Annotated in this window: 18 protein-coding genes; 8 read left to right on the top strand and 10 right to left on the bottom strand. The window is 63.5% G+C overall.

What is annotated here, in order from left to right; genetic code table 11:
• Positions 1-37 precede the first annotated feature (37 nt).
• Complete coding sequence (locus VG320_RS21570; RefSeq protein ID WP_327202099.1) at positions 38-814, top strand: response regulator; 777 nt, start codon at positions 38-40, stop codon at positions 812-814.
• Between the two features lie 66 nt (positions 815-880).
• Here VG320_RS21570 and VG320_RS21565 read toward each other — a convergent pair whose 3' ends face one another.
• The 4 genes from VG320_RS21565 to VG320_RS21550 all read right to left on the bottom strand — a co-directional run bounded on the left by VG320_RS21565 (position 881) and on the right by VG320_RS21550 (position 2,930).
• Entirely contained in the window at positions 881-1,531 is a 651-nt protein-coding gene (locus VG320_RS21565) for a flagellar basal body L-ring protein FlgH (RefSeq protein WP_327202098.1), read from the bottom strand.
• A gap of 148 nt (positions 1,532-1,679) precedes the next feature.
• Positions 1,680-2,492: a hypothetical protein gene (locus VG320_RS21560; RefSeq protein WP_327202097.1), complete on the bottom strand. Its 813-nt coding sequence runs from the start codon at positions 2,490-2,492 to the stop codon at positions 1,680-1,682.
• A 13-nt stretch (positions 2,493-2,505) separates the two neighbouring features.
• Positions 2,506-2,694 carry a DUF6726 family protein gene (locus VG320_RS21555; RefSeq protein WP_327202096.1) on the bottom strand — a complete coding sequence of 63 codons (189 nt, stop codon included), beginning with the start codon at positions 2,692-2,694 and terminating at the stop codon, positions 2,506-2,508.
• 53 nt (positions 2,695-2,747) lie between these two features.
• A complete protein-coding gene (locus VG320_RS21550; protein ID WP_327202095.1) occupies positions 2,748-2,930 on the bottom strand; it encodes a hypothetical protein in 183 nt (60 codons plus the stop codon).
• Positions 2,931-3,321: 391 nt separating this feature from the next.
• Between VG320_RS21550 and aldA the strand changes: the two genes are divergently transcribed.
• The 4 genes from aldA (at position 3,322) to VG320_RS21530 (ending at position 9,165) form a co-directional block, all read left to right on the top strand.
• Positions 3,322-4,743 carry an aldehyde dehydrogenase gene (aldA, locus tag VG320_RS21545; protein ID WP_327202094.1) on the top strand — a complete coding sequence of 474 codons (1,422 nt, stop codon included), beginning with the start codon at positions 3,322-3,324 and terminating at the stop codon, positions 4,741-4,743.
• 145 nt (positions 4,744-4,888) lie between these two features.
• Positions 4,889-6,226 (top strand): MFS transporter, encoded by a 1,338-nt coding sequence (locus tag VG320_RS21540; RefSeq protein ID WP_327202093.1) that lies wholly within the window; start codon positions 4,889-4,891, stop codon positions 6,224-6,226.
• Between the two features lie 13 nt (positions 6,227-6,239).
• Positions 6,240-7,457, top strand: a complete 1,218-nt coding sequence (locus tag VG320_RS21535) for a mandelate racemase/muconate lactonizing enzyme family protein (protein WP_327202092.1) — start codon at positions 6,240-6,242, stop codon at positions 7,455-7,457.
• Positions 7,458-7,482: 25 nt separating this feature from the next.
• The gene (locus VG320_RS21530) at positions 7,483-9,165 is read left to right on the top strand and encodes a choline dehydrogenase (RefSeq protein ID WP_327202091.1); all 1,683 of its coding nucleotides are present in this window, start codon (positions 7,483-7,485) and stop codon (positions 9,163-9,165) included.
• Here VG320_RS21530 and VG320_RS21525 read toward each other — a convergent pair.
• The 5 genes from VG320_RS21525 to VG320_RS21505 form a co-directional block, all read right to left on the bottom strand.
• Entirely contained in the window at positions 9,138-10,016 is an 879-nt protein-coding gene (locus VG320_RS21525) for a LysR substrate-binding domain-containing protein (RefSeq protein ID WP_327202116.1), read from the bottom strand. The two genes, VG320_RS21530 and VG320_RS21525, sit on opposite strands and share 28 nt — an antisense overlap.
• Positions 10,017-10,157: 141 nt before the next feature.
• Positions 10,158-11,393 carry an MFS transporter gene (locus tag VG320_RS21520; RefSeq protein WP_327202090.1) on the bottom strand — a complete coding sequence of 412 codons (1,236 nt, stop codon included), beginning with the start codon at positions 11,391-11,393 and terminating at the stop codon, positions 10,158-10,160.
• The gene (locus VG320_RS21515; RefSeq protein WP_327202089.1) at positions 11,332-12,168 is read right to left on the bottom strand and encodes a betaine/proline/choline family ABC transporter ATP-binding protein; all 837 of its coding nucleotides are present in this window, start codon (positions 12,166-12,168) and stop codon (positions 11,332-11,334) included. The genes VG320_RS21520 and VG320_RS21515 overlap by 62 nt, the downstream gene beginning before the upstream one ends.
• Before the next feature lie 71 nt (positions 12,169-12,239).
• Positions 12,240-13,208, bottom strand: a complete 969-nt coding sequence (locus VG320_RS21510) for a proline/glycine betaine ABC transporter permease (RefSeq protein ID WP_327202088.1) — start codon at positions 13,206-13,208, stop codon at positions 12,240-12,242.
• Between the two features lie 43 nt (positions 13,209-13,251).
• Positions 13,252-14,301: an ABC transporter substrate-binding protein gene (locus tag VG320_RS21505; protein ID WP_327202087.1), complete on the bottom strand. Its 1,050-nt coding sequence runs from the start codon at positions 14,299-14,301 to the stop codon at positions 13,252-13,254.
• A gap of 296 nt (positions 14,302-14,597) precedes the next feature.
• Here VG320_RS21505 and fae point away from each other — a divergent pair, with 296 nt between their 5' ends.
• From fae to VG320_RS21490, 3 genes are read left to right on the top strand one after another with little or no spacing between them, the layout of a single operon-like run.
• Complete coding sequence (fae, locus tag VG320_RS21500; RefSeq protein WP_327202086.1) at positions 14,598-15,119, top strand: formaldehyde-activating enzyme; 522 nt, start codon at positions 14,598-14,600, stop codon at positions 15,117-15,119.
• Between the two features lie 28 nt (positions 15,120-15,147).
• Positions 15,148-16,167: an aldo/keto reductase gene (locus VG320_RS21495; RefSeq protein ID WP_327202085.1), complete on the top strand. Its 1,020-nt coding sequence runs from the start codon at positions 15,148-15,150 to the stop codon at positions 16,165-16,167.
• Positions 16,164-17,618, top strand: coding sequence for an NAD-dependent succinate-semialdehyde dehydrogenase (locus tag VG320_RS21490; protein ID WP_327202084.1), 1,455 nt, complete (start codon positions 16,164-16,166; stop codon positions 17,616-17,618). Before VG320_RS21495 ends, VG320_RS21490 begins: the two co-directional genes overlap by 4 nt.
• 111 nt (positions 17,619-17,729) lie before the next feature.
• On the opposite strand, the gene VG320_RS21485 is transcribed toward VG320_RS21490, so the two are convergent.
• Positions 17,730-18,638 (bottom strand): LysR substrate-binding domain-containing protein, encoded by a 909-nt coding sequence (locus tag VG320_RS21485; protein WP_327202083.1) that lies wholly within the window; start codon positions 18,636-18,638, stop codon positions 17,730-17,732.
• Positions 18,639-18,744: the final 106 nt, after the last annotated feature.

The following is an 18,744-nucleotide window of genomic DNA, read 5'->3' as shown; positions in this document are numbered from 1 at the left end:
TCTTTGCCACGCGTGGCGTGTCCCTTACGATTTGCGCATGACCAATAACGTATTCCTCGTCGACGACGATCCCGTCGTGCGCGACGTCACTGCCGAGTATCTCCAGATGCGCGGCTTCACCGTCACCGCGCTGCCGTCGGCGCGCGCCCTGCAAAACAAGCTTCGTTCGGAGCGGCCTCAGGTTGTCGTGCTCGACATCATGATGCCGGAGGTCGACGGCATCAGCGCCTTGCGTGAATTGCGCGCGAGCGGCGACGATCTGCCCGTGATCCTGCTGACGGCACGCAACGAGGTCATCGATCGCGTGCTGGGGTTGGAATTCGGCGCCGACGACTACGTGGGCAAGCCCTTCGATCCGGGCGAACTGGCCGCGCGTATCCGCACGGTAATGCGCCGTCGCAGCGTGGCGAGCGCCACGGGCGCGCCAGAGAGCCGCGCGTCGTTCAGCTTCGGCCCGTTCGAGCTGGACTTCCGCTCGCGCGAACTCTATCGCGACGAGGAACGCATCCCGCTGCGTTCGAGCGAATTCGCGTTTCTGAAGCTGTTCGTGAATCACGCGATGACGATTCTTTCGCGCGAGCAGATCATCGAAATCGTTTATGGCGAAGCGGGGCGCTACCGCAACCGCAGCCTGGATGTGGCGATCTGGCGTCTGCGCCGGCTGATCGAAACCGATCCGTCCGAACCGCGCTATCTACAGACAGTCTGGGGCCACGGTTATGTATTCGTGCCAGATGGAGAAGTGGGCGTGGCGGAGCGCTACAGCGAGTACAAGGGCGAATATAAAAACGAGGTAAAGATAGAAGACGAATAAGAAAAAAGGGCGGTTCGCTGTGAAGCGATCCGCCCTTTTTTACGTCTGTTCAGAATCGGTAATCACTCAGAACGTCAGCACACTCAGGAACATGCGTTGCAGCCAGCCCACGGTGGTGGCGTCGTTGAGCATGCCATGGCCGACTTCCTCGATGCGCGCATTGGCGATCTTGCCCGAATCCACGTAATTGTCGGCCTCAACGTCGTTGGGATTGACGATACCCGACAGGCGCAGGCGCTGATGCTCGCCGCTCATCGCAATGATCTTTTCGCCGGACACCACCAGATTGCCCGTGGGCGTCTTGCTGATGATGGTCACGGCCAGCGTGCCGTTCATCCCGCTGGAAAGCGTGTGGCTGCCGCTGCCCTCAAAGCTGGTCGAGGCCGAGCCGATATTGAAGAGGCGCGCGAGACGCGCCGCCGTGCCGGTCGATTGATCGGCGGCGGTCGCCGTGATGTCGCTCGAACGCTTGGCGGCGGCGGAGGCCGTGTCGTTGCCGGTATAGGTTTCCGACAGGCGGATCGTCAGTACTTCGCCGATGTGCTGGGCGCGCGGTGTTTCGTACAGCGCGATGGACGTGCCTGCCTGATAGATCGAGCCGCTCGTGTTCACGTTGAGCGGCGCTTCGGCGAGTGGCGGCGACATTGGCGTATCGACAATCGAATCGGGCGTGGCGCAACCCGCGAGCGACAGCGCAAATGCTGCGCCCGCAAGCACGGAAGGCCAGGAATATTTCGCGGCCTTCCGGTTCGTAACAAAAAATAAGGAATCCGATGTAATCGGAAGGTGTTGAGCGCGGGAAGATTTCATCATTTTCGTCGGGATACGCGTTGGTGGCGGGCTCGGTTTATCGGCCAGACGGTGGTCAGCCTTCGTCGAACTGGCTGACTTTCAACGCGCGCTCGAAGCCCTTGGGGCGCGGGCTGGGTGGTTTCAGCAGATAGGTGAGCGTGGCATGTCCGCCATCGGGCAGCACGCAGATCGTGATCGTGCTCGAAGCGTTGTCCCACACGAGCAGCGGTACGTCGGTGGTGCCGCGCATGCTCGGCTTGCCGTAACGCGCCGCGAACAGATCGCGCAGATCGAACGCCGTCATGCTGTCCACCACGAAGGACATTTCGTAGAGCCGCAGCGGCTCGCCGGGCGCGTCGTGCGCGAAACGCAGCACATGGTCCACGGCCGGCGCGCCCGCCACGACCGCGAGCGACGGCGACCAGCCATTCGAGGTGCGATGCGCCCAGCGGCAGGCGATGGTCGGGCTCGCATAGCTCTTGAGCATCATGCCGATGTCGCCGCCGGCCACGTCGGTTTCGCACACCAGCGTGCTCTCGTGCGGCGTGGCGCGGATCATGTTCGCCTCGCGCAGCGCATTGAGCGTAATGCCTAGCGAGATGCCCCGAAACGAGAACGGCGTATCGTTCTGCACGGCGGCACGTGTGCGCGCGGCCGCAGCACGACGTTGCGACGGCGCAGATGATGCCGCATGCGATGGCGGCGGATTCGCCGACTTTTGCTGGGCTTGCTCAAGCTCGGCCTTGTGCGCGTTTTGGGTGGCAGCGGGCGCAATAACGGACGCCGCAGTGCCTGCAGCCGCAGCGCACACCGGCATGGCGAGCATGCTGGCGCAGAGCGCGCCGATTGCTCCTGACGTGCAGACAAACCACGACGCCCGTTTCATGATGCAGCTCCGCTTAATCGACTGCCGCCGCGCACGCGTCGAAGGGGATCGCCGCCGGATGACCGACGACGGGCACGACCTTCAGCGTCGCTGAGACGACACGGCAGGGGAATGCCACGACTGCGCAGCCGTCAAGCGGCAGCGCGAGGCTGGCGAGCAAAAGGGCTGACGCGGTACGCGCGAGGCCATTGGAAAGTTGCATGGCAGTCAGCCTGGACATTACCTGGGAGTACGACACGACAATCGACGCAGCGGTCATGCAGTGGTGTTGATGGTATGGCCGAGCGGGCCGACCGGAGTCGGTTGCACGGTCTCGGGGCGGGCCGACGAATTGCCAGCCGGTTGCTGCAGGCCGCTGGGTTTCGAGTTGCGATTATTCGCAAGCGGCTCGAGCGACGAGGGACGGGTGAGGTTGCTGGAACCGATGGAACCGGTCATGTGGGGCCTCCTTGGCACAGTGAAACGAAGAGGAGGGTGCGCGCCGCCGCAGCGGCCGCCCCCGTGGTGCGCCGCCCGAAAGCGCATTCCGTGGCGGCGCATCGAATCTTCGCGCCTGGTGGTGCGCCATGAAGCAACAATCAAAGGGGCGCTTTACCGGAAGCCTTACGAGTCCTTTCGCGGGTATACGAGTGCCGGAGCGCAGACCCCGTTCAAGTGCGCAAAATGTTGCGCAACCTTGCCGCCGGTAAGGGCTGAAACCCTTACCGGGCGGGCCTGAGGGAAGCATGCGTTTTCCGCATGCTTCCCTCGACAATTAATCGTTTGTGAGCCATTCCGCGACGGCGGGATACTGCGCCCAACTTAGAGGCGACGATCAGGCATTCACATCATGCGATCAGATTACAATTTTATTAACGGGACATTCCTCGAAACGGACGCGCAGCGCATCGCCGTCCATAATCCGGCGACCGGCGAGCTGATCGGCCACGTGAGCGCCGCGAGCGCCGCCGACGCGACGCGCGCGGTCGAGGCCGCGGCCACGGCGCAACGTAGCTGGCGCCGTCTGCCCGCCGCGGAGCGCGGCGCAATCCTCGCCCGTTTCGCCGATGCGATCGACGCCCGCTCGCCGGTGATCGGCGCGGTGCTGGCAGCAGAGTCCGGCAAGAGCGTCGCGGACGCCACCTCCGAAGCGCATTACGCCGCTGAAATCCTGCGTTACCACGCACAGTGGGCGCGCCGCATCGAAGGAGAGGTGATCCCGAGCGACAGCGCCAACGAAAATCTGATCCTGATGCGCGAGCCGATTGGCGTCGCTGCCTGCCTGATCCCGTTCAATTTCCCGATTTACTCGTTGCTGCGCAAGATCGCGCCGGCGCTCATCACGGGCAATGCCGTGGTCGCGCGTCCCAGCAACAATACGCCTTGCTCGGCGTTCGAAGTGGCGCGCGCCGCCCAGGACGCGCAACTGCCGCCGGGCCTCTTCAACGTGCTGGCGATGGATCACGACACGGCGGCGGTGCTTTGCACGCATCGCAGCGTGGGGATGATCTCGCTTACGGGCAGCGTTGGGGCGGGCCGCAAGGTCCTGGATTATTGCAAGGAAAATATCGCGCGTCCGTCGCTCGAACTGGGCGGCAAGACGCCGGCCATCATCGAAGCCGATGCCGATCTCGAAGCGGCCGCTACGGCCATCGTGCGCTCCAAGACCACGCACTGCGGGCAGCTCTGCACCGCCATCGAACGCGTCTATGTGCAGGCATCGGTCCATGCGCGCTTCGTCGAATTGCTGCGCGAGAAGATGCAAGCCGTGAGCTTCGGCGATCGCTCGGTGGACGCCGCCCACATGGGCCCGCTCATCAGCGAACAGGCGCGTGCCTCGATTCACGCAATGGTCGAGCGTGCCGTGGCCGAAGGTGCAAAGATCGAAACGGGCGGCTATCTGCCGGAAGGCGCGGGCCACTTCTATCCGCCCACGCTGCTGAGCGCCTGCCGCCAGGATATGGAGATCGTGCAGGAAGAGATCTTCGGTCCGGTGCTGCCAGTGCTGTCCTACGAGACGCTCGACGACGCGCTGCGCATGGCCAACGATCATCAGTTCGGGTTGTCGTCGGTGCTGTATACGGAGCGTTACCGCTCGGCGATGCTTGTTGCCAACGAGATCGAGGCCGGCGAGCTGTACGTCAACCGCACGCCTGCGGACCCGTATCAGGGCTATCACGCTGGCTGGAAGCGCTCGGGCCTGGGCGGCGACGATGGCAAGCACGGCATGCTCGAATTTACACAGACGCGCCTTGTCGTGATGCCGTTCTAGAAAGACCAGATTGATTCGTTCGGATAACTGAGCGAATAGGTGAAGAGCGTTCGCCGCAAACGGACGCTCGCTTGAAGAAACGCCGACCGCTGTATAGGCGCCCACCGGGTGAGCCTGCAAGCGAGTCTGCGGTATGGAGACAATCTTGCAGAAGTCCATCGCGAAACCCATCGCGCCGGCGGCCTCGCCGCGCGCCGACGCCTCGTCCATTCCCACCACCTCAGGCACGATGCAGCGCTACGGGCAGTTGCTGCTGCTCGTGCTGGCCGCGGGCGCCATTTATCCGATTCTCTATCTGCGCCAGGTCTATCAGACCACGATGCTCGATGTGTTCCATATCGACAATGCGCAACTTGGCTACCTCTACTCGGTGCTCGGCATTATCTTCTTTCTGTCCTATCTGCCAAGCGGCTGGCTCGCCGACCGCGTTGCGCCACGTCTGCTGATCTGCTTTTCGCTGATCGGCACGGGCGCGCTGGGACTCTGGTATTCGACTGCGCCTTCGTTTCATGTGCTGCTGGTGATCTTCTGCTGCTGGGGCCTGACGACGGGCCTGACGTTCTGGGCCTCGGTGCTCAAGCGCGTGCGCATGATCGCCGGCGCCAACGAACAGGGCCGCTTCTTCGGCCTGCTCGACGGCGGACGCGGTCTGGTCGAAGCCTTGCTCGCCACCGTCGCGCTTGCGCTGTTCGCCGCCGCAACCGGTTCGGGCCGTGGCGAAGCGGCGGGTCTGCGTCACGTGATCTTTCTGTATTCGTTCACGTGTATTGGCATTGGCGCGCTGATGAGCTTCTTCAAGGACGCCGCGCCTGTTCAGGATGATGCGCAAAACGCAGCCGATGCAACGCAAACCCCGGCACGCGGCGCGCTCCTGAACGATCTCGCGACGCTCGCGAAGATTCCGCAACTCTGGCTGGTGGCGGCGGTGGTGTTCTGCGGCTACCAGATTTTCTGGGCGACCTATAGCTTCTCCGCGTATCTGCAGCAGGGCGAGATGCATATGACGGTCGTAGCGGCCGGCATGGTCACGACGCTCAAGCTCTGGATGCGTCCGCTTGGCGGCATTGGTGGCGGCTATCTGGGCGACCGCCTGTCGAATCTGCGCGTGCTGATCTGGGCGATGTTCCTGGCAGTCGCGGGGCTGATCGGCCTGATCTTGCTGCCTTCGCTGCGCAATATGGCGCTGCTCGGCGCGGTCGTGCTCTTCATCGGCCTGATGACTTACGCGATTCGCGGCCTCTACTGGACGCTGCTCGATTACTGCGCGATTCCCATGCGCATCACGGGTCTCGCCATTGGTCTGGTTTCCCTGATCGGTTATTCGTCGGACATTTTCCTGCCGCTCCTGAACGGCTATATCACGGAGCACTACGCAGGCATGGTCGGCTATCAGTTCTATTTCGCCTACGTGGCGGCTATCGGCACGCTTGGCGGTATCGCCGCGCTCGTGCTCAAGCGCATGTCCCATTCACAACCTGCCTGAATACGCTCGAATTATGAAAGTCGTTGCAATGCAAACCCACGTCGTCGCGGTGCCTCCTCCGCACCTCGGCGGTATGTACTGGATCTTCGTCACGCTGCAAACCGATTGTGGCATCCAGGGCGTCGGTGAAATCTATGCGGCTACCTTCCATCCGGACGTGATGGTGCCGGCCATCGAAGACGCGTTCTCGCGCTATCTGCTCGACCGCGATCCGCATCATGTCGAGCGCCTGTGGCGCGAAGCGTATTCGAGCGGCTTTACGCAGCGCCCCGACCTCACGATGATGGGTATCGTCAGCGGCCTGGAAATGGCCTGCTGGGACATCATCGGCAAGGCGGCGGACAAGCCGGTCTACGAACTGCTCGGCGGCATGGTGAATGAGCGACTCCGTTCGTACACCTATCTTTATCCTAAGAACTCGAAGGGCGAATACGACTACGACGATCCCGATCTGGCCGCCGAATGCGCCGCGCAGAACGTCAAGCAAGGTTTCAGCGCGGTGAAGTTCGATCCGGCCGGTCCGTACACGGCGTATTCGGGTCATCAGCTTTCGCTGGAAGTGCTGGATCGCTGCGAAACGTTCTGCCGCAAGGTGCGCGAAGCCGTGGGCAACAAGGCCGATATTCTGTTCGGCACGCATGGGCAGATGGTGCCGTCGTCGGCGATCCGTCTGGCGAAGCGCCTCGAAAAATACGACCCGCTGTGGTTCGAAGAGCCGGTGCCCCCGGGCCAGCCCGACGCCATGGCCGAAGTCGCGCGCCACACCAGCATTCCTATTTCGGCGGGCGAGCGCCTGACCACGAAATACGAATTCCACAAACTGCTCGAAGCGGGCGCGGCATCGATTATCCAGTTGAATGTCGCGCGCGTGGGCGGTCTGCTCGAAGCGAAGAAAGTGGCCACGCTCGCCGAGGTCTATTACGCGCAGATCGCGCCGCATCTCTACAACGGGCCGATTGGCGCGGCAGCCAGCATCCAGCTCGCGGCCTGCACGCCGAACTTCCTGATTCAGGAAAGCATCGGCACATGGGGCGGCTTCCACGCGGAAGTCCTCAAGCAGCCGATCCAGTGGGAAGAGGGCTACATCATTCCGTCGAAGGCGCCGGGTCTGGGCGTCGAGCTGAATATGGACGTGGTGCGCGCCAATTCGCCGTACACGGGCAAGCGCCTGCATCTGCAGATGGCGAGCCAGCCGGCCGACGTGCGCGATACGTCGCCCGCACGCGGATAAGCAACGATAAGCGCTGGAGTATGCGATGAATTACGACTACATCATTGTGGGCGCGGGATCGGCGGGCTGCATTCTCGCCGAACGGCTCTCGGCATCGGGGCGCCATTCGGTGCTGCTGCTCGAAGCGGGCGGCTCGGACAACTCGTTCTGGTTCAAGATCCCCATCGGCTTCGCCAAGCTGTATTACAACAAGGTCCATAACTGGATGTACTACAGCGAGCCGGAGCCGGAACTCGCGGGTCGCCAGATCTACGCGCCGCGCGGCAAGGTGCAGGGCGGCTCGGGCTCGATCAACGCGATGATCTACGTGCGCGGCGCCGCACGCGATTTCGACGACTGGGCGGCGGCTGGCAATCCGGGCTGGTCGTATCAGGACGTGCTGCCGTATTTCCGCAAGCTCGAATCGCACCCGCTGGGCGACACGAAGTGGCACGGCGCCAACGGCCCCGTGCGCATCACGCCGATGAAAGACGGCGCGCATCCGATCTGCCAGACCTTCCTGGAAGGCTGCGAGCAACTGGGCTATGCGCGCAATGACGATTTCAATGGCGCGAAGCTCGAAGGCGTCGGCATTTATGATGTGAATACGCGCGACGGCCAGCGTGCGTCCAGCAGCTTCGCGTATCTGCATCGTGCTGGGCAGCGCCCAAATCTCAAGATCGAGCATCACGCACAGGCGGCGCGCGTGCTGTTCGATACGAGCGGCGAGACGCCGCGCGCGACGGGCGTGGAGTTCATGCAGCAGGGCGCGAAGCGCACCGTCCACGCGAACCGTGAGGTGATCGTGGCGGCGGGCGCGGTGGATTCGCCCAAGCTGCTGCAACTCTCGGGCGTGGGACCGGCGGCGCTGCTCAAGCGTAACGGCATCGGCGTGGTGCATGAATTGCCGGCAGTGGGCCAGAATCTGCAGGACCATCTGTGCGTGAGCTTCTACTATCGCTCGCGCGTGAAGACGCTTAATGACGCGTTCAGCAGTTGGGCCACCAAGCTCAAGTTCGGTATGCAGTATCTGTTCAAGCGCACGGGGCCGTTCTCGATGAGCGTGAACCAGTCGGGTGGTTTCTTCCGCACGAAGGCCGACGAAGCACACCCGGACATGCAGGTGTATTTCAATCCGCTGTCGTATCGGATTCCTAAGTCAAGCCGTGCGCAGTTGACGCCGGAGCCGTATTCGGGCTTTCTCGTCTGCTTCAATCCGTGCCGGCCGACCAGCCGTGGTTCGGTCGAGATTGCCTCGAACAATGTCGCCGATGCGCCGAAGATCCGCGGCAATTATCTGTCGACGCAGAAGGACCGCGACGAGACAATCGCAGGCAGTCGTCTGGTGCGCAAGCTGATGCAGGCGAAGGCGCTCAAGGACATCACGGTGGAAGAAGTCACGCCCGCAGGCGAAGTCACCGACGACGCCAGCATGCTCAAGTTCTTCCGCGAGCAGAGCGGTTCGATCTATCACCTGTGCGGCACCTGCGCGATGGGCCCGGACGCGCAAACTTCGGTGGTGGATGCGCGTTTGCGCGTGCACGGCATCGACGGGCTGCGCGTGGTCGATGCGTCGATCTTCCCGAACATCACGTCCGGCAATACCAATGCGCCGACCATGATGGTGGCGGAAAAGGGCGCGGACCTGATCCTCGAAGACGCGGACCGTGCGATCGCCGCGCGTAGTCTCGCAGGCAACGTTCAGCGTGCGGCGGCGATCTCGTCCTGAAGCCACTGCCTGAAAAGCTGGAGCGGCCTGGATGCTTTCTGTTCGGGCCGCACCACGAACCAGTAGGATTGCCGACCATCCACATGGATGTCGCGCACCGGCGCGAGCAGGCCATCGGCCAGTTCGCGCCCGATCATGTTGCGATCGGCCATGGTTACGCCCAGCCCCTCGATGGCTGCGCGGATCGCATGGTCGAGCAGATCGAATTCATAGCCGCCCGAGGTGTCCACGTCCTCGATGCGCGCGGCGTCCAGCCAGTGCCGCCACGTCATATAGCGCTGGTTTTCCGCCGCCAGAACATGCAGCAGCGTTTGCTGTGTGAGATCGACGGGACCGTTCGCCAGCAGCGCGGGCGAGCACACCGCGATATGCGATTCGTGCATCAGCAGCGAGCTTTCCAGCCCATCCCATTCGCCATCGCCGAAACGGATCGCGCAGTCCAGCGCGGTCGAATCGGCGAGCGTGTCCTGCAGGGCCGTCGTCAGGCTCAATTCGAGCGAGGGATGGCGCGCGTGCAGGCGCGTAAGGCGCGGCACCAGCCAGCGGCTCGCAAAGGTCGGCGGCGCGTTCACGCGCAGGCGGTTCAGGTCGCTCTTCTGCTGGATCGTGCGCACCGTCAGTTCGATACGGTCGAACGACTGCTGGAGCGTGCGCAATAGCGCGCGCCCGGCTTCGGTCAGTTCGAGCCGGTGATGGTGGCGTTCGAGCAGCGTTTCGCCGAGCTGTTCTTCAAGCTGGCGCACCTGGCGGCTGACCGCGCTCTGCGTCACGTTCAGCTGCTCGGCGGCGCGGGTGAAGCTGCCGCTCGTGCCTGCCGCTTCGAACGCCTTCAGGGCGTTCAGCGCCGGCATCTTTCGCTTCAAGGTCGTCTCCTCGCGGGCGGCGCCATCTCTAAAAGGCGCGGCGCCAAAACGACGGAGTATACCGGGACCGGCGGCGGGAGTGGCCGGGCCGGCCGCTGCAGCCCGCGCCGGTTTGCGGCGGCTTTTCATTCAGCGTCGCGCCCGTGAGAGCGCGGCGAGGCCAAGCGTGACTGCCAGCGCGAATATATAAAGCCCGCCTGGGCCGAGCAGGCGCATGAAAAGCGATGCGAGTGTCGGCCCCGCCGCACCGCCCAGCGAGAACACCAGCAGCAAGGTGGCGCTGGTCTGCACGCGGCGGGTCTGATCGACGTGATCGTTCACGTCCGAAACGATCACGCCATAGAGCGTGAACGTAAGCGCGACGTAGAGGAACAGCAGCGTATCGACGAGCCAGGGCGCGCGCACTACGATCAGCGCGGCGGCGGCCACCGCGGCAACGAGCGACACCACGCCGAGCGTGGCGCGCCGCCCGAGCCGGTCGGATAAACGCCCCACCGGCCACTGCGAAAGCAACGCGCCAATCAGCACGATCCCCATCGCGTGCGAAATATCGCCCGCCGGAAAGCCGATGCGCGCGAGATAGACCGGCGTGAGCGCATAGAACGCGCTCGACAAAAGACCCGCGCCGATACAGGCAGGCACACTGCGCGGCGCGACGCGCGCTAGTTCGCGCAGGCCGTCGAGCAGCAGCGTGGGGCGCTTGGGCGTGGCGAGCGGCGACGCGCGCGCGGCGGCCGCGGTCACGGGCGGCGGCACGCTCTGCTGCCAGTCGCCGATCAACGCGACAGGAATCAGCGAAATGACGTAGAGCCCGTTGACGAGGGCGTGTTCGACATTGCTGCCCGGCGCGGCCACGCCCAGCAGGAATTGCCCGGCGCTCACGCCCAGGTAGGTGAGCACGAGATAGAGCGCGAAGGCGCGCCCGCGCCGTTCGTTCGGCACTGCGCCGTTCACGCCGCTTTCGATCGAGGTGAACACGCCGACCATGCTGAAGCCCGTCACGAACCGCAACGCGGCCCATGCGTCGGGCGAATCGAAGGAGAGGTAGCCGAGCGCAGCCAGCGCCGTGAGCGCGCCAAAGCCAATGAAGGCGCGCTGCGGCCCGATGCGCCCGACCAGCGGACCGAGACCCAGCGCGCCCGCAATAAAGCCGACGTAATAGCACGACTGCACCAGACCCACGCCGAGCGCGCCATGCGCGCCTTCCAGCATGCGCAGCGAGATCAGCGTGGTGAGCAGACTGTTGCCGCAGACGAGAACCGTGTAGCCGCCCAGCAGGCCGTAGAGCGCCCGCATGAACGGGTTAGTGCGTTGCCGCGTGGGTTGCAGCACCCCGGCGCTCGACGAAACGGCGCACGTAGTCATCGGCAGGGCGTTCGAGAATGTCCTCGGGCGTGCCGCACTGGATCAGGCGGCCATCGCGCAGGATCGCGATCTGGTTGCCGATTCGCAGCGCCTCGTCGAGATCATGCGTGATGAACACGATGGTCTTTTGCAGCGTCTTTTGCAGTTCGAGCAACTGGTCCTGCATTTCCGTGCGGATCAGCGGATCGAGCGCGGAGAACGCTTCGTCCATCAGCAGCACATCGGTGTTCGCGGCGAGCGCGCGCGCCAGGCCCACGCGTTGGCGCATGCCGCCGGAAAGCTCGTCAGGGTAGTGATCGCCATAGGTGCCGAGCCCCACTTTGCCGAGCCATTCGCGAGCGCTCGCCAGCGCCGCCGCTTTCTTTTCGCCGCGCGTGACGAGCGCGTAGGCCGCGTTATTGAGCACGGTCTGATGCGGTAGAAGTCCGAAGCTCTGGAACACCATGCTTACACCACAACGGCGCAGATCGCGCAGGCCGTTGTCGTCGAGTTTGAGCACGTCCTTGCCGTCGATCAGGATCTCGCCGACGGTCGGTTCGATCAGCCGGTTGAAGTGGCGCACCAGCGTCGATTTGCCCGAGCCAGACAGCCCCATGATGACGAAGATCTGTCCCGAGCCGATCGACAGGCTCACGTCGTTCAGGCCCACATTGCAGCGGGTTTTTTCCAGCACTTCGGCCTTGCCCGCGCCGCCGCGCAGCAGCTCCAGCGCGCGCTGGCTCGCGTCGCGCGCGCCAAAGATCTTGTACACGTGTTTGACTTCGATGCCGCTCATGTTCGTTACCTCTTTGCGAATTCAGGGGTACTGCGCGGCTAGACCGCGCATATGTACAGCGTCAGAGCGCCTTATTTGGCGGGCTGACCGCTCAGGTCGCTGGCCTTGGACGCATCGGCCGCATTGGCGTCGGCCTGGTTGCGCGCGCGCCGGAACGGAATGCGCGAAGGCTGCTTGCTCTGGCGTGCGAGGCCGCGCGTGCGGCGTCCCTGACCGTAGCCCTGGCTGATGCGGTCGATCACGATCGCAAGAATCACAATGGCGATACCGGCCTGCGTGCCCTTGCCCACATCGAGCGTCTGGATGCCTGCGAGCACGTCTTCACCGAGGCCACGCGAACCGATCATCGAGGCGATTACGACCATCGACAGCGCCATCATCGTGGTCTGGTTGATACCGGCCATGATGCTTGGGCGCGCGAGCGGCAACTGCACACCGAACAGCAGTTGCGTGCGCGTCGTGCCGAAGGCGCGCGCCGCTTCAACGATCTCGCCATCGACGTGACGGATACCCAGATCGGTCAGACGAATCAGCGGCGGCAGTGCGTACACCACGGTCGCGAGAATCGCCGGCACCTTGCCCAGACCGAACAGCATCAGCACCGGGATCAGGTACACGAAGCTCGGCAGCGTCTGCATCACGTCGAGCACCGGCAGCAGGATGCGGCGCAGCGTGCTGCTGCCCGCCGCCAGAATGCCGAGCGGCACGCCCAGCGCCACGGAAATCACGGTGGCGACCACCATCAGCGCGAAGGTCTGCATGAGCTTGTCCCACAGCCCGAAGCAGCCGATCAACCAGAGCAGGCCGACGAACAGCAGCGCCACGCCTACACGGCGCGAGGCGTGCCAGCTCAACAGGCCCACGAGGGCGAGCACGAGCAGGGGCGGCATGGCGCGCAGCAGGCCTTCGAGCGGCACGAGCACATCGCGCAGCATCAGCACGCTGAAGTTATGGAACGCGTCGCCGTATTGCTGCACGAACGCCGTGACCTGATCGTTGACCCAATCGGCGATCGACAGGTGAAGAAAGGGAGATCCCATGGTGAGCCTCATTCTGCGTGTGACTGTGATGCGGGCAAGGTAATCAGGACTTCAGACTGGCCTGCACGCGCGCCGCGACATCCGGCGTGACCCATTGCTTCCAGATTTCGGGGTGCTGCTCGAAGAAACTGCGCGCGACCGTGGAGGCGTCGAGCTTCCTGTCGTGCATCTGCTGGACCAGTTGTTCGTCGAGCGGCAGCGGCAGGCTGACCTTCTCGAAGAACGAAACCGCGCCGGGTTCGGATTCGAAGAATGGCGTGGAGACCGCGACCTTCAGGTGCGAGACCTTGAATGCCGAAGCGCAAGGCGTGCCTTTGGGGTCGGCGATGGTGTTCCAGCAGGCGTCCGAATAGGGCGCGCCCGCGAGCTGCACGAAGTGGTATTTCGCCATCAGCCCGGCCGGTTGCCAGTAGTAGAACAGGATGGGCTTGCCGCGTTCGTAGGCCGAGGCAATCGCTGCGTCGAGCGCGCCGCCGGTGCCGGGGCGGAAGTTGGTGTAATCGTCGCCGAGCTTGTAGGCGGACATCAGACGGTTATTGAAGCGCTCGCAGTCCCAGCCCGCCGGGCAGTTGTAGAAGCGGCCCTTGCCGGGTTCCTCGTCGTCGCTGAACAGATCCTTGTATTGCGGCAGTTGCGAGATCGAGCGCAGTTGCGGCGCGAGTGGTTTGATGCCGCGTTTGGCGTCGCCGTTGATGACGTAATCGGGCACGTACCAGCCTTCCTTGTCGCCGCCCGGAATCAGTTCGCCGACCAGCTTCACGCTGCCGTCTTTCAGGCCGCGCGCGATGATCGGGCTGCGGCCCGTCCAGTGTTCGGCCCACACCTGCAGGTCGTTATTGGTGAGCGCGGTTTCCGTGGCGGCGGTAGCACCCGGCACGACTTCGGTTTTGCAGCCGTAGCCTTTTTCAAGCACCGTGCGCACCATTTCGGTCATCAGCGCGCCGCTTTCCCAGGTGATCTGCGCAAGCTTCACGGTCTTGCCGGCCTGGCACCAGCCGGGCGCGGCGTTACCTGCTGCAAAACTGCTGGTGGCGGCGCAGGTGAGCGCCAGTGCGGCGGCAAGGCGTACGCCTGCGTGGGTGATTCTGTTCATGTCTCCTCCGTTCTTGGTGTCGGGGTCGCCAGCATTGCCGCTGCATGGAACGGGCTTTTTGATCCGGCGCGAACAGAGTCTAACGGCAGCATTTTGGGTTGAGAAAGCCACGAAAAGTCATCGAACCATTACCTGATCTCATGCCGATGATCCGGCGTCATGCCCCCATGAATTTTCATAGCTTTTTGGCGTGCATGGCGTGTGCTGGAATTCGTTTCGACGCGCAGCCTGCATCGCAAAAGCAGTACGCTGCGGCGCATCAATCAGACACCGGCACCCCAGGAGACAGAGTCAAAATGAAAGCCATGGAAGTCTATATCGGCGAAGGTTTTGCAGGACCAGGCGTAAACGCGGCCCATATCAACATCATGATCGGCCCGCGCAGCGGCCCGGTGGGTCAGGCGTTCACGAACAGCCTTTCTTCGCCGTCGCAAGGTCACGTGCCGTTTATGGTGGTGGCGCAGCCCAATGTGCCGGTCAAGCCCGCCACGCTCTACGTAAACAAGGCCGATATTCGCGGCGATCTGCACGGCAATGCAACGTGGGGCGCCTCGCAGGCGGCCATCGCGAAGGCCGTTACGGAAGCGATGCTCGACGGCACGCTGCCGCCGGAAGCGGAAAACGAATGGTGCATCGTCACCGCGAACTGGGTGAACTGGTCGTGCGACGACCTCGACGCCGTCTACGAGAACAACTACGTCGCCTGCAAGACTGCGATCCGCGCGGCGATGAACGGGCTGCCCAAGCTCGACGACATTGCAAAGATCAAGGATCAGATCAGCAATCCGTTCTATACGCCCAAGGCCCGCGCGGCCTGAGTCGCGATCCTTCTATCAGGTGACTACGATGCAATATGTGCAACTCGGCCGTTCGGGCCTGAAAGTGTCGCGCCTGTGCCTCGGCACGATGAACATGGGCACGCCGGACTGGAAACCGTGGATCTATAACGAAGAGCAAAGCGAGCCGATCGTGCGTCACGCGCTGGAAGCGGGCGTGAACTTCATCGACCTCGCCGACTTCTACTCGACTGGCGTGGGCGAAGAAGTAGTGGGCCGCATCGTCAAGCGCATTGCGAAGCGCGACGAACTCGTGCTGACCACCAAGGTGGGTTACCCGATTGGCGGCGGTGTGAACAATCAGGGTCATTCGCGCAAGCACATCATGGATGGTATCGACGGTTCGCTGCGCCGTTTGCAGACCGATTACGTCGATGTCTACATGCTGCATTACTTCGACGTGAATACGCCGGTTGAAGAAACCATGGACGCGCTCAACGATATCGTGCGTGCGGGCAAGGCGCGTTATATCGGTGTGTCGACGATGTTTACGTGGCAGTTCGCGAAGATCCTGCAGGCCTGCGAGCGCTATAACTTCGCACGACCCATCAATATGCAGCTGCAACTGAACTGCGCGTATCGCGAGGAAGAGCGCGAGATGATTCCGTTCTGCCAGGATCAGGGCGTGGGCGTGTCGGTGTTCAGCCCGCTGGCGCGCGGTCTGCTTTCCGGTGATGCGAAGTCGGTGCGTAATCAGACGGACTTTTTCACCACGCAGATGTATGACGATCAGGCTTCGCGCGACGTGGCGATTTCGGTGGCGGACGTTGCCGAAGCGCGTGGCGTGTCGTGCGCGCAGATCGCCCAGGCATGGGTGCTCAATCGCCCGGGTATCACGTCGATGCTGGTGGGCGCAGACACCGTCGCGCAATTCGACAGCGCACTCGCCGCGCTCGACACGAAGCTCGACGCCGACGAACTCTATGAGCTCGATCGCAACTACACGCCGTGCGACGTGATCAACGACTACGTGACGGCGCGCATTCCGCGCGTGCCGCGCGCGTCGCGCCGCCTGGAGATCGCAGCATGATCGACGGCCTCAAGGAAACGCGCCTGCTGCGCACGTCGAGCTTTATCGACGGCGAATGGGTCGCCAGCGACACGACCTTCACGGTGATCGATCCGGCCACGGGCAAGCCGCTTGCAGAAGTTGCGCGTGCAGGGGCGCGCGAAACGCTGCAGGCGGTGGCTGCCGCTTCGCATGCGTTCCCCGCCTGGCGCGACGCCACGGCAGCGGAGCGCGGCGCGAAGGTGCGCCGCTGGGGCGAACTGATGCTGGCGCATCGCGAAGACCTCGCGCGCATCATGGTGGCGGAGCAGGGCAAGCCGTACGCGGAAGCGCTCGGTGAAGTGGCCTATGCCGCGAGCTTCCTCACGTGGTTTGCCGAGGAAGCGCGGCGTGCCTATGGCGACGTGATCCCCGCGCCGAAGAAAGGCGCGCGCATCGTCGTGACGAAGGAAGCCGTGGGCGTGGTCGGCGCGATCACGCCGTGGAATTTCCCGCTCGCGATGGTCACGCGCAAGGCGGGTCCGGCGCTGGCGGCGGGCTGCACGATGGTGCTCAAGCCGTCCGAGGAAACGCCGCTGAGCGCCTTTGCGCTGGCGGTGCTGGCCGAAGAAGCGGGCATCCCGCGCGGCGTGTTCAATGTGGTGACGGGCGACGCGCCTGCGATCGGCGACACGTTGATGGCGTCGAAGGCGGTGCGCAAGATCTCGTTCACGGGATCGACGCGTGTGGGCAAGCTGCTGATGCGCGCGGCGGCGGACAGTGTCAAGAAGGTCTCGCTCGAACTGGGCGGCAACGCGCCGTTCATCGTGTTCGACGACGCCGATCTGGATGCCGCCGTGGAGGGCGCGATGGCGTCGAAGTTCCGCAACACGGGGCAGACCTGCGTCTGCGTGAACCGCTTCTACGTGCAGGCCGGCGTGCATGATGCTTTCGTCGCGAAGCTGACGGCGGCGGTGCGTGCGCTGCGGGTGTCTAACGGCATGGAAGCGGGCGCGACGCAGGGGCCGCTCATCAATGCTGCGGCGCTGCGCAAGGTGGAAGCCCACGTGAGCGATGCGCGCGAGAAGGGCGGCGAGATCGTGTGCGGTGGCAAGGCGCACGCGCTGGGTGGCACGTTCTACGAGCCGACTATCATCACCGGCGCGCATGGGGGCATGATGCTTGCCCACGAAGAAACGTTCGGTCCGGTGGCGGCGGTGTTCCGTTTCGATTCGGAAGAAGAAGCGATCCAGGCCGCGAACGATACCGACTTTGGGCTTTCCGCTTACTTCTATTCGCGCGATATCGGCCGCGTGTGGCGAGTGGCGGGCGCGCTGGAAAGCGGCATGGTCGGCATCAACGAGGGGATTATCTCGACCGAAGTGGCGCCGTTTGGCGGCGTGAAGGAATCGGGCCTGGGACGCGAAGGGTCGAAGTATGGACTCGATGAGTACCTCGAAACGAAGTACTTGATGATGGGTGGGTTGGGGTGATCTGAGTGTGAACTGAGATTTCTCTGCGCTCTGCGCGCGGCCTGGCCGCGCGCTTTGCCTAGTCTGAGGGCGGCCGCCACGTGAGAGCGTGGCGGTTTTTTTGCATTGAATCTATCCTTTCACCGCATGCCGCCCAATCAACCACTGACTGAAATTCTTCACCCGCACGGTTTCCTGCACCTCGGGCCGCACGTCGAGCCAGTACCCGGACGGCCCGTTCACCTCAACTTCGCTCAACTGCACAAGCGTGCCGTTCGCCAGCTCCTGCTCGATCATGTGCCGATCCGCCACTGCGATGCCCAGCCCTGCCACCGCCGCATGAATCACCTGATCCAGCGTGCTGAATTCCAGCTCCCCACGCGGCGCCATTTCTACGTCGAGCGCCGCGGCTTCGAGCCACGCTTCCCACACCAGCAAACGCCGGTCGATATCGAGGATATAGAGCCACGGATGCTGCGCCAGAATTTCGCGCAAGGCTTCCGCGCTATCGGGTGCATTGGAAAATTCGCGCGCCGACCCCACCAGCACATGACGTTCGCGCATCAGCAGCGTGCTTTGTCCACCCGGCAGCGGCTCCATGCCGAAGCGGATCTGGCAATCCTCGTTGCGCTCGCTGCCGTGCAGCGGTCCATATTCGTTCGTGATGGAGATGCGCAGATCGGAATGAAGCGTTTGAAAATCGCGCAGGCGTGGTGTCAGCCAGCGCGTCGCGAGCGTGGGTGCCGCGTTAAGGCTCAACAGACTGTTCGACGGATCGGCGCGGATCGTATCGAGCGTATGGGCGATGCTGTCGAACGCAGCCTGTAGCGTCGGCAGCAGGCGCTTGCCCGCGGCGGTGATTTCCAGCCGATGATGATGCCGCATGAACAGCGGCGTGCCCAGGTAGTCTTCGAGCAGACGAATCTGGCGGCTGATGGCGCCCTGCGTGACGTGCAGGTTCTGCGCCGCCTTGGTGAAGCTGAGGGTCCGGCTGGCTTCTTCGAACGAGCGCAGGGCAGAAAGGGAGGGAAGGCGGCGCATGCTGCAACCTCTTGAAGCGAAACGATATGGATCACTAATGGATCGATAACGGAAAAACGCCGGCATGTGCCGGCGTCTCTAACAAACCTCAGACGTTAGAACGAGT

The organism is Paraburkholderia sp., assembly GCF_035948235.1.
Lineage (GTDB): Bacteria > Pseudomonadota > Gammaproteobacteria > Burkholderiales > Burkholderiaceae > Paraburkholderia.
This window is presented reverse-complemented; position numbering and strand designations above follow the sequence as displayed.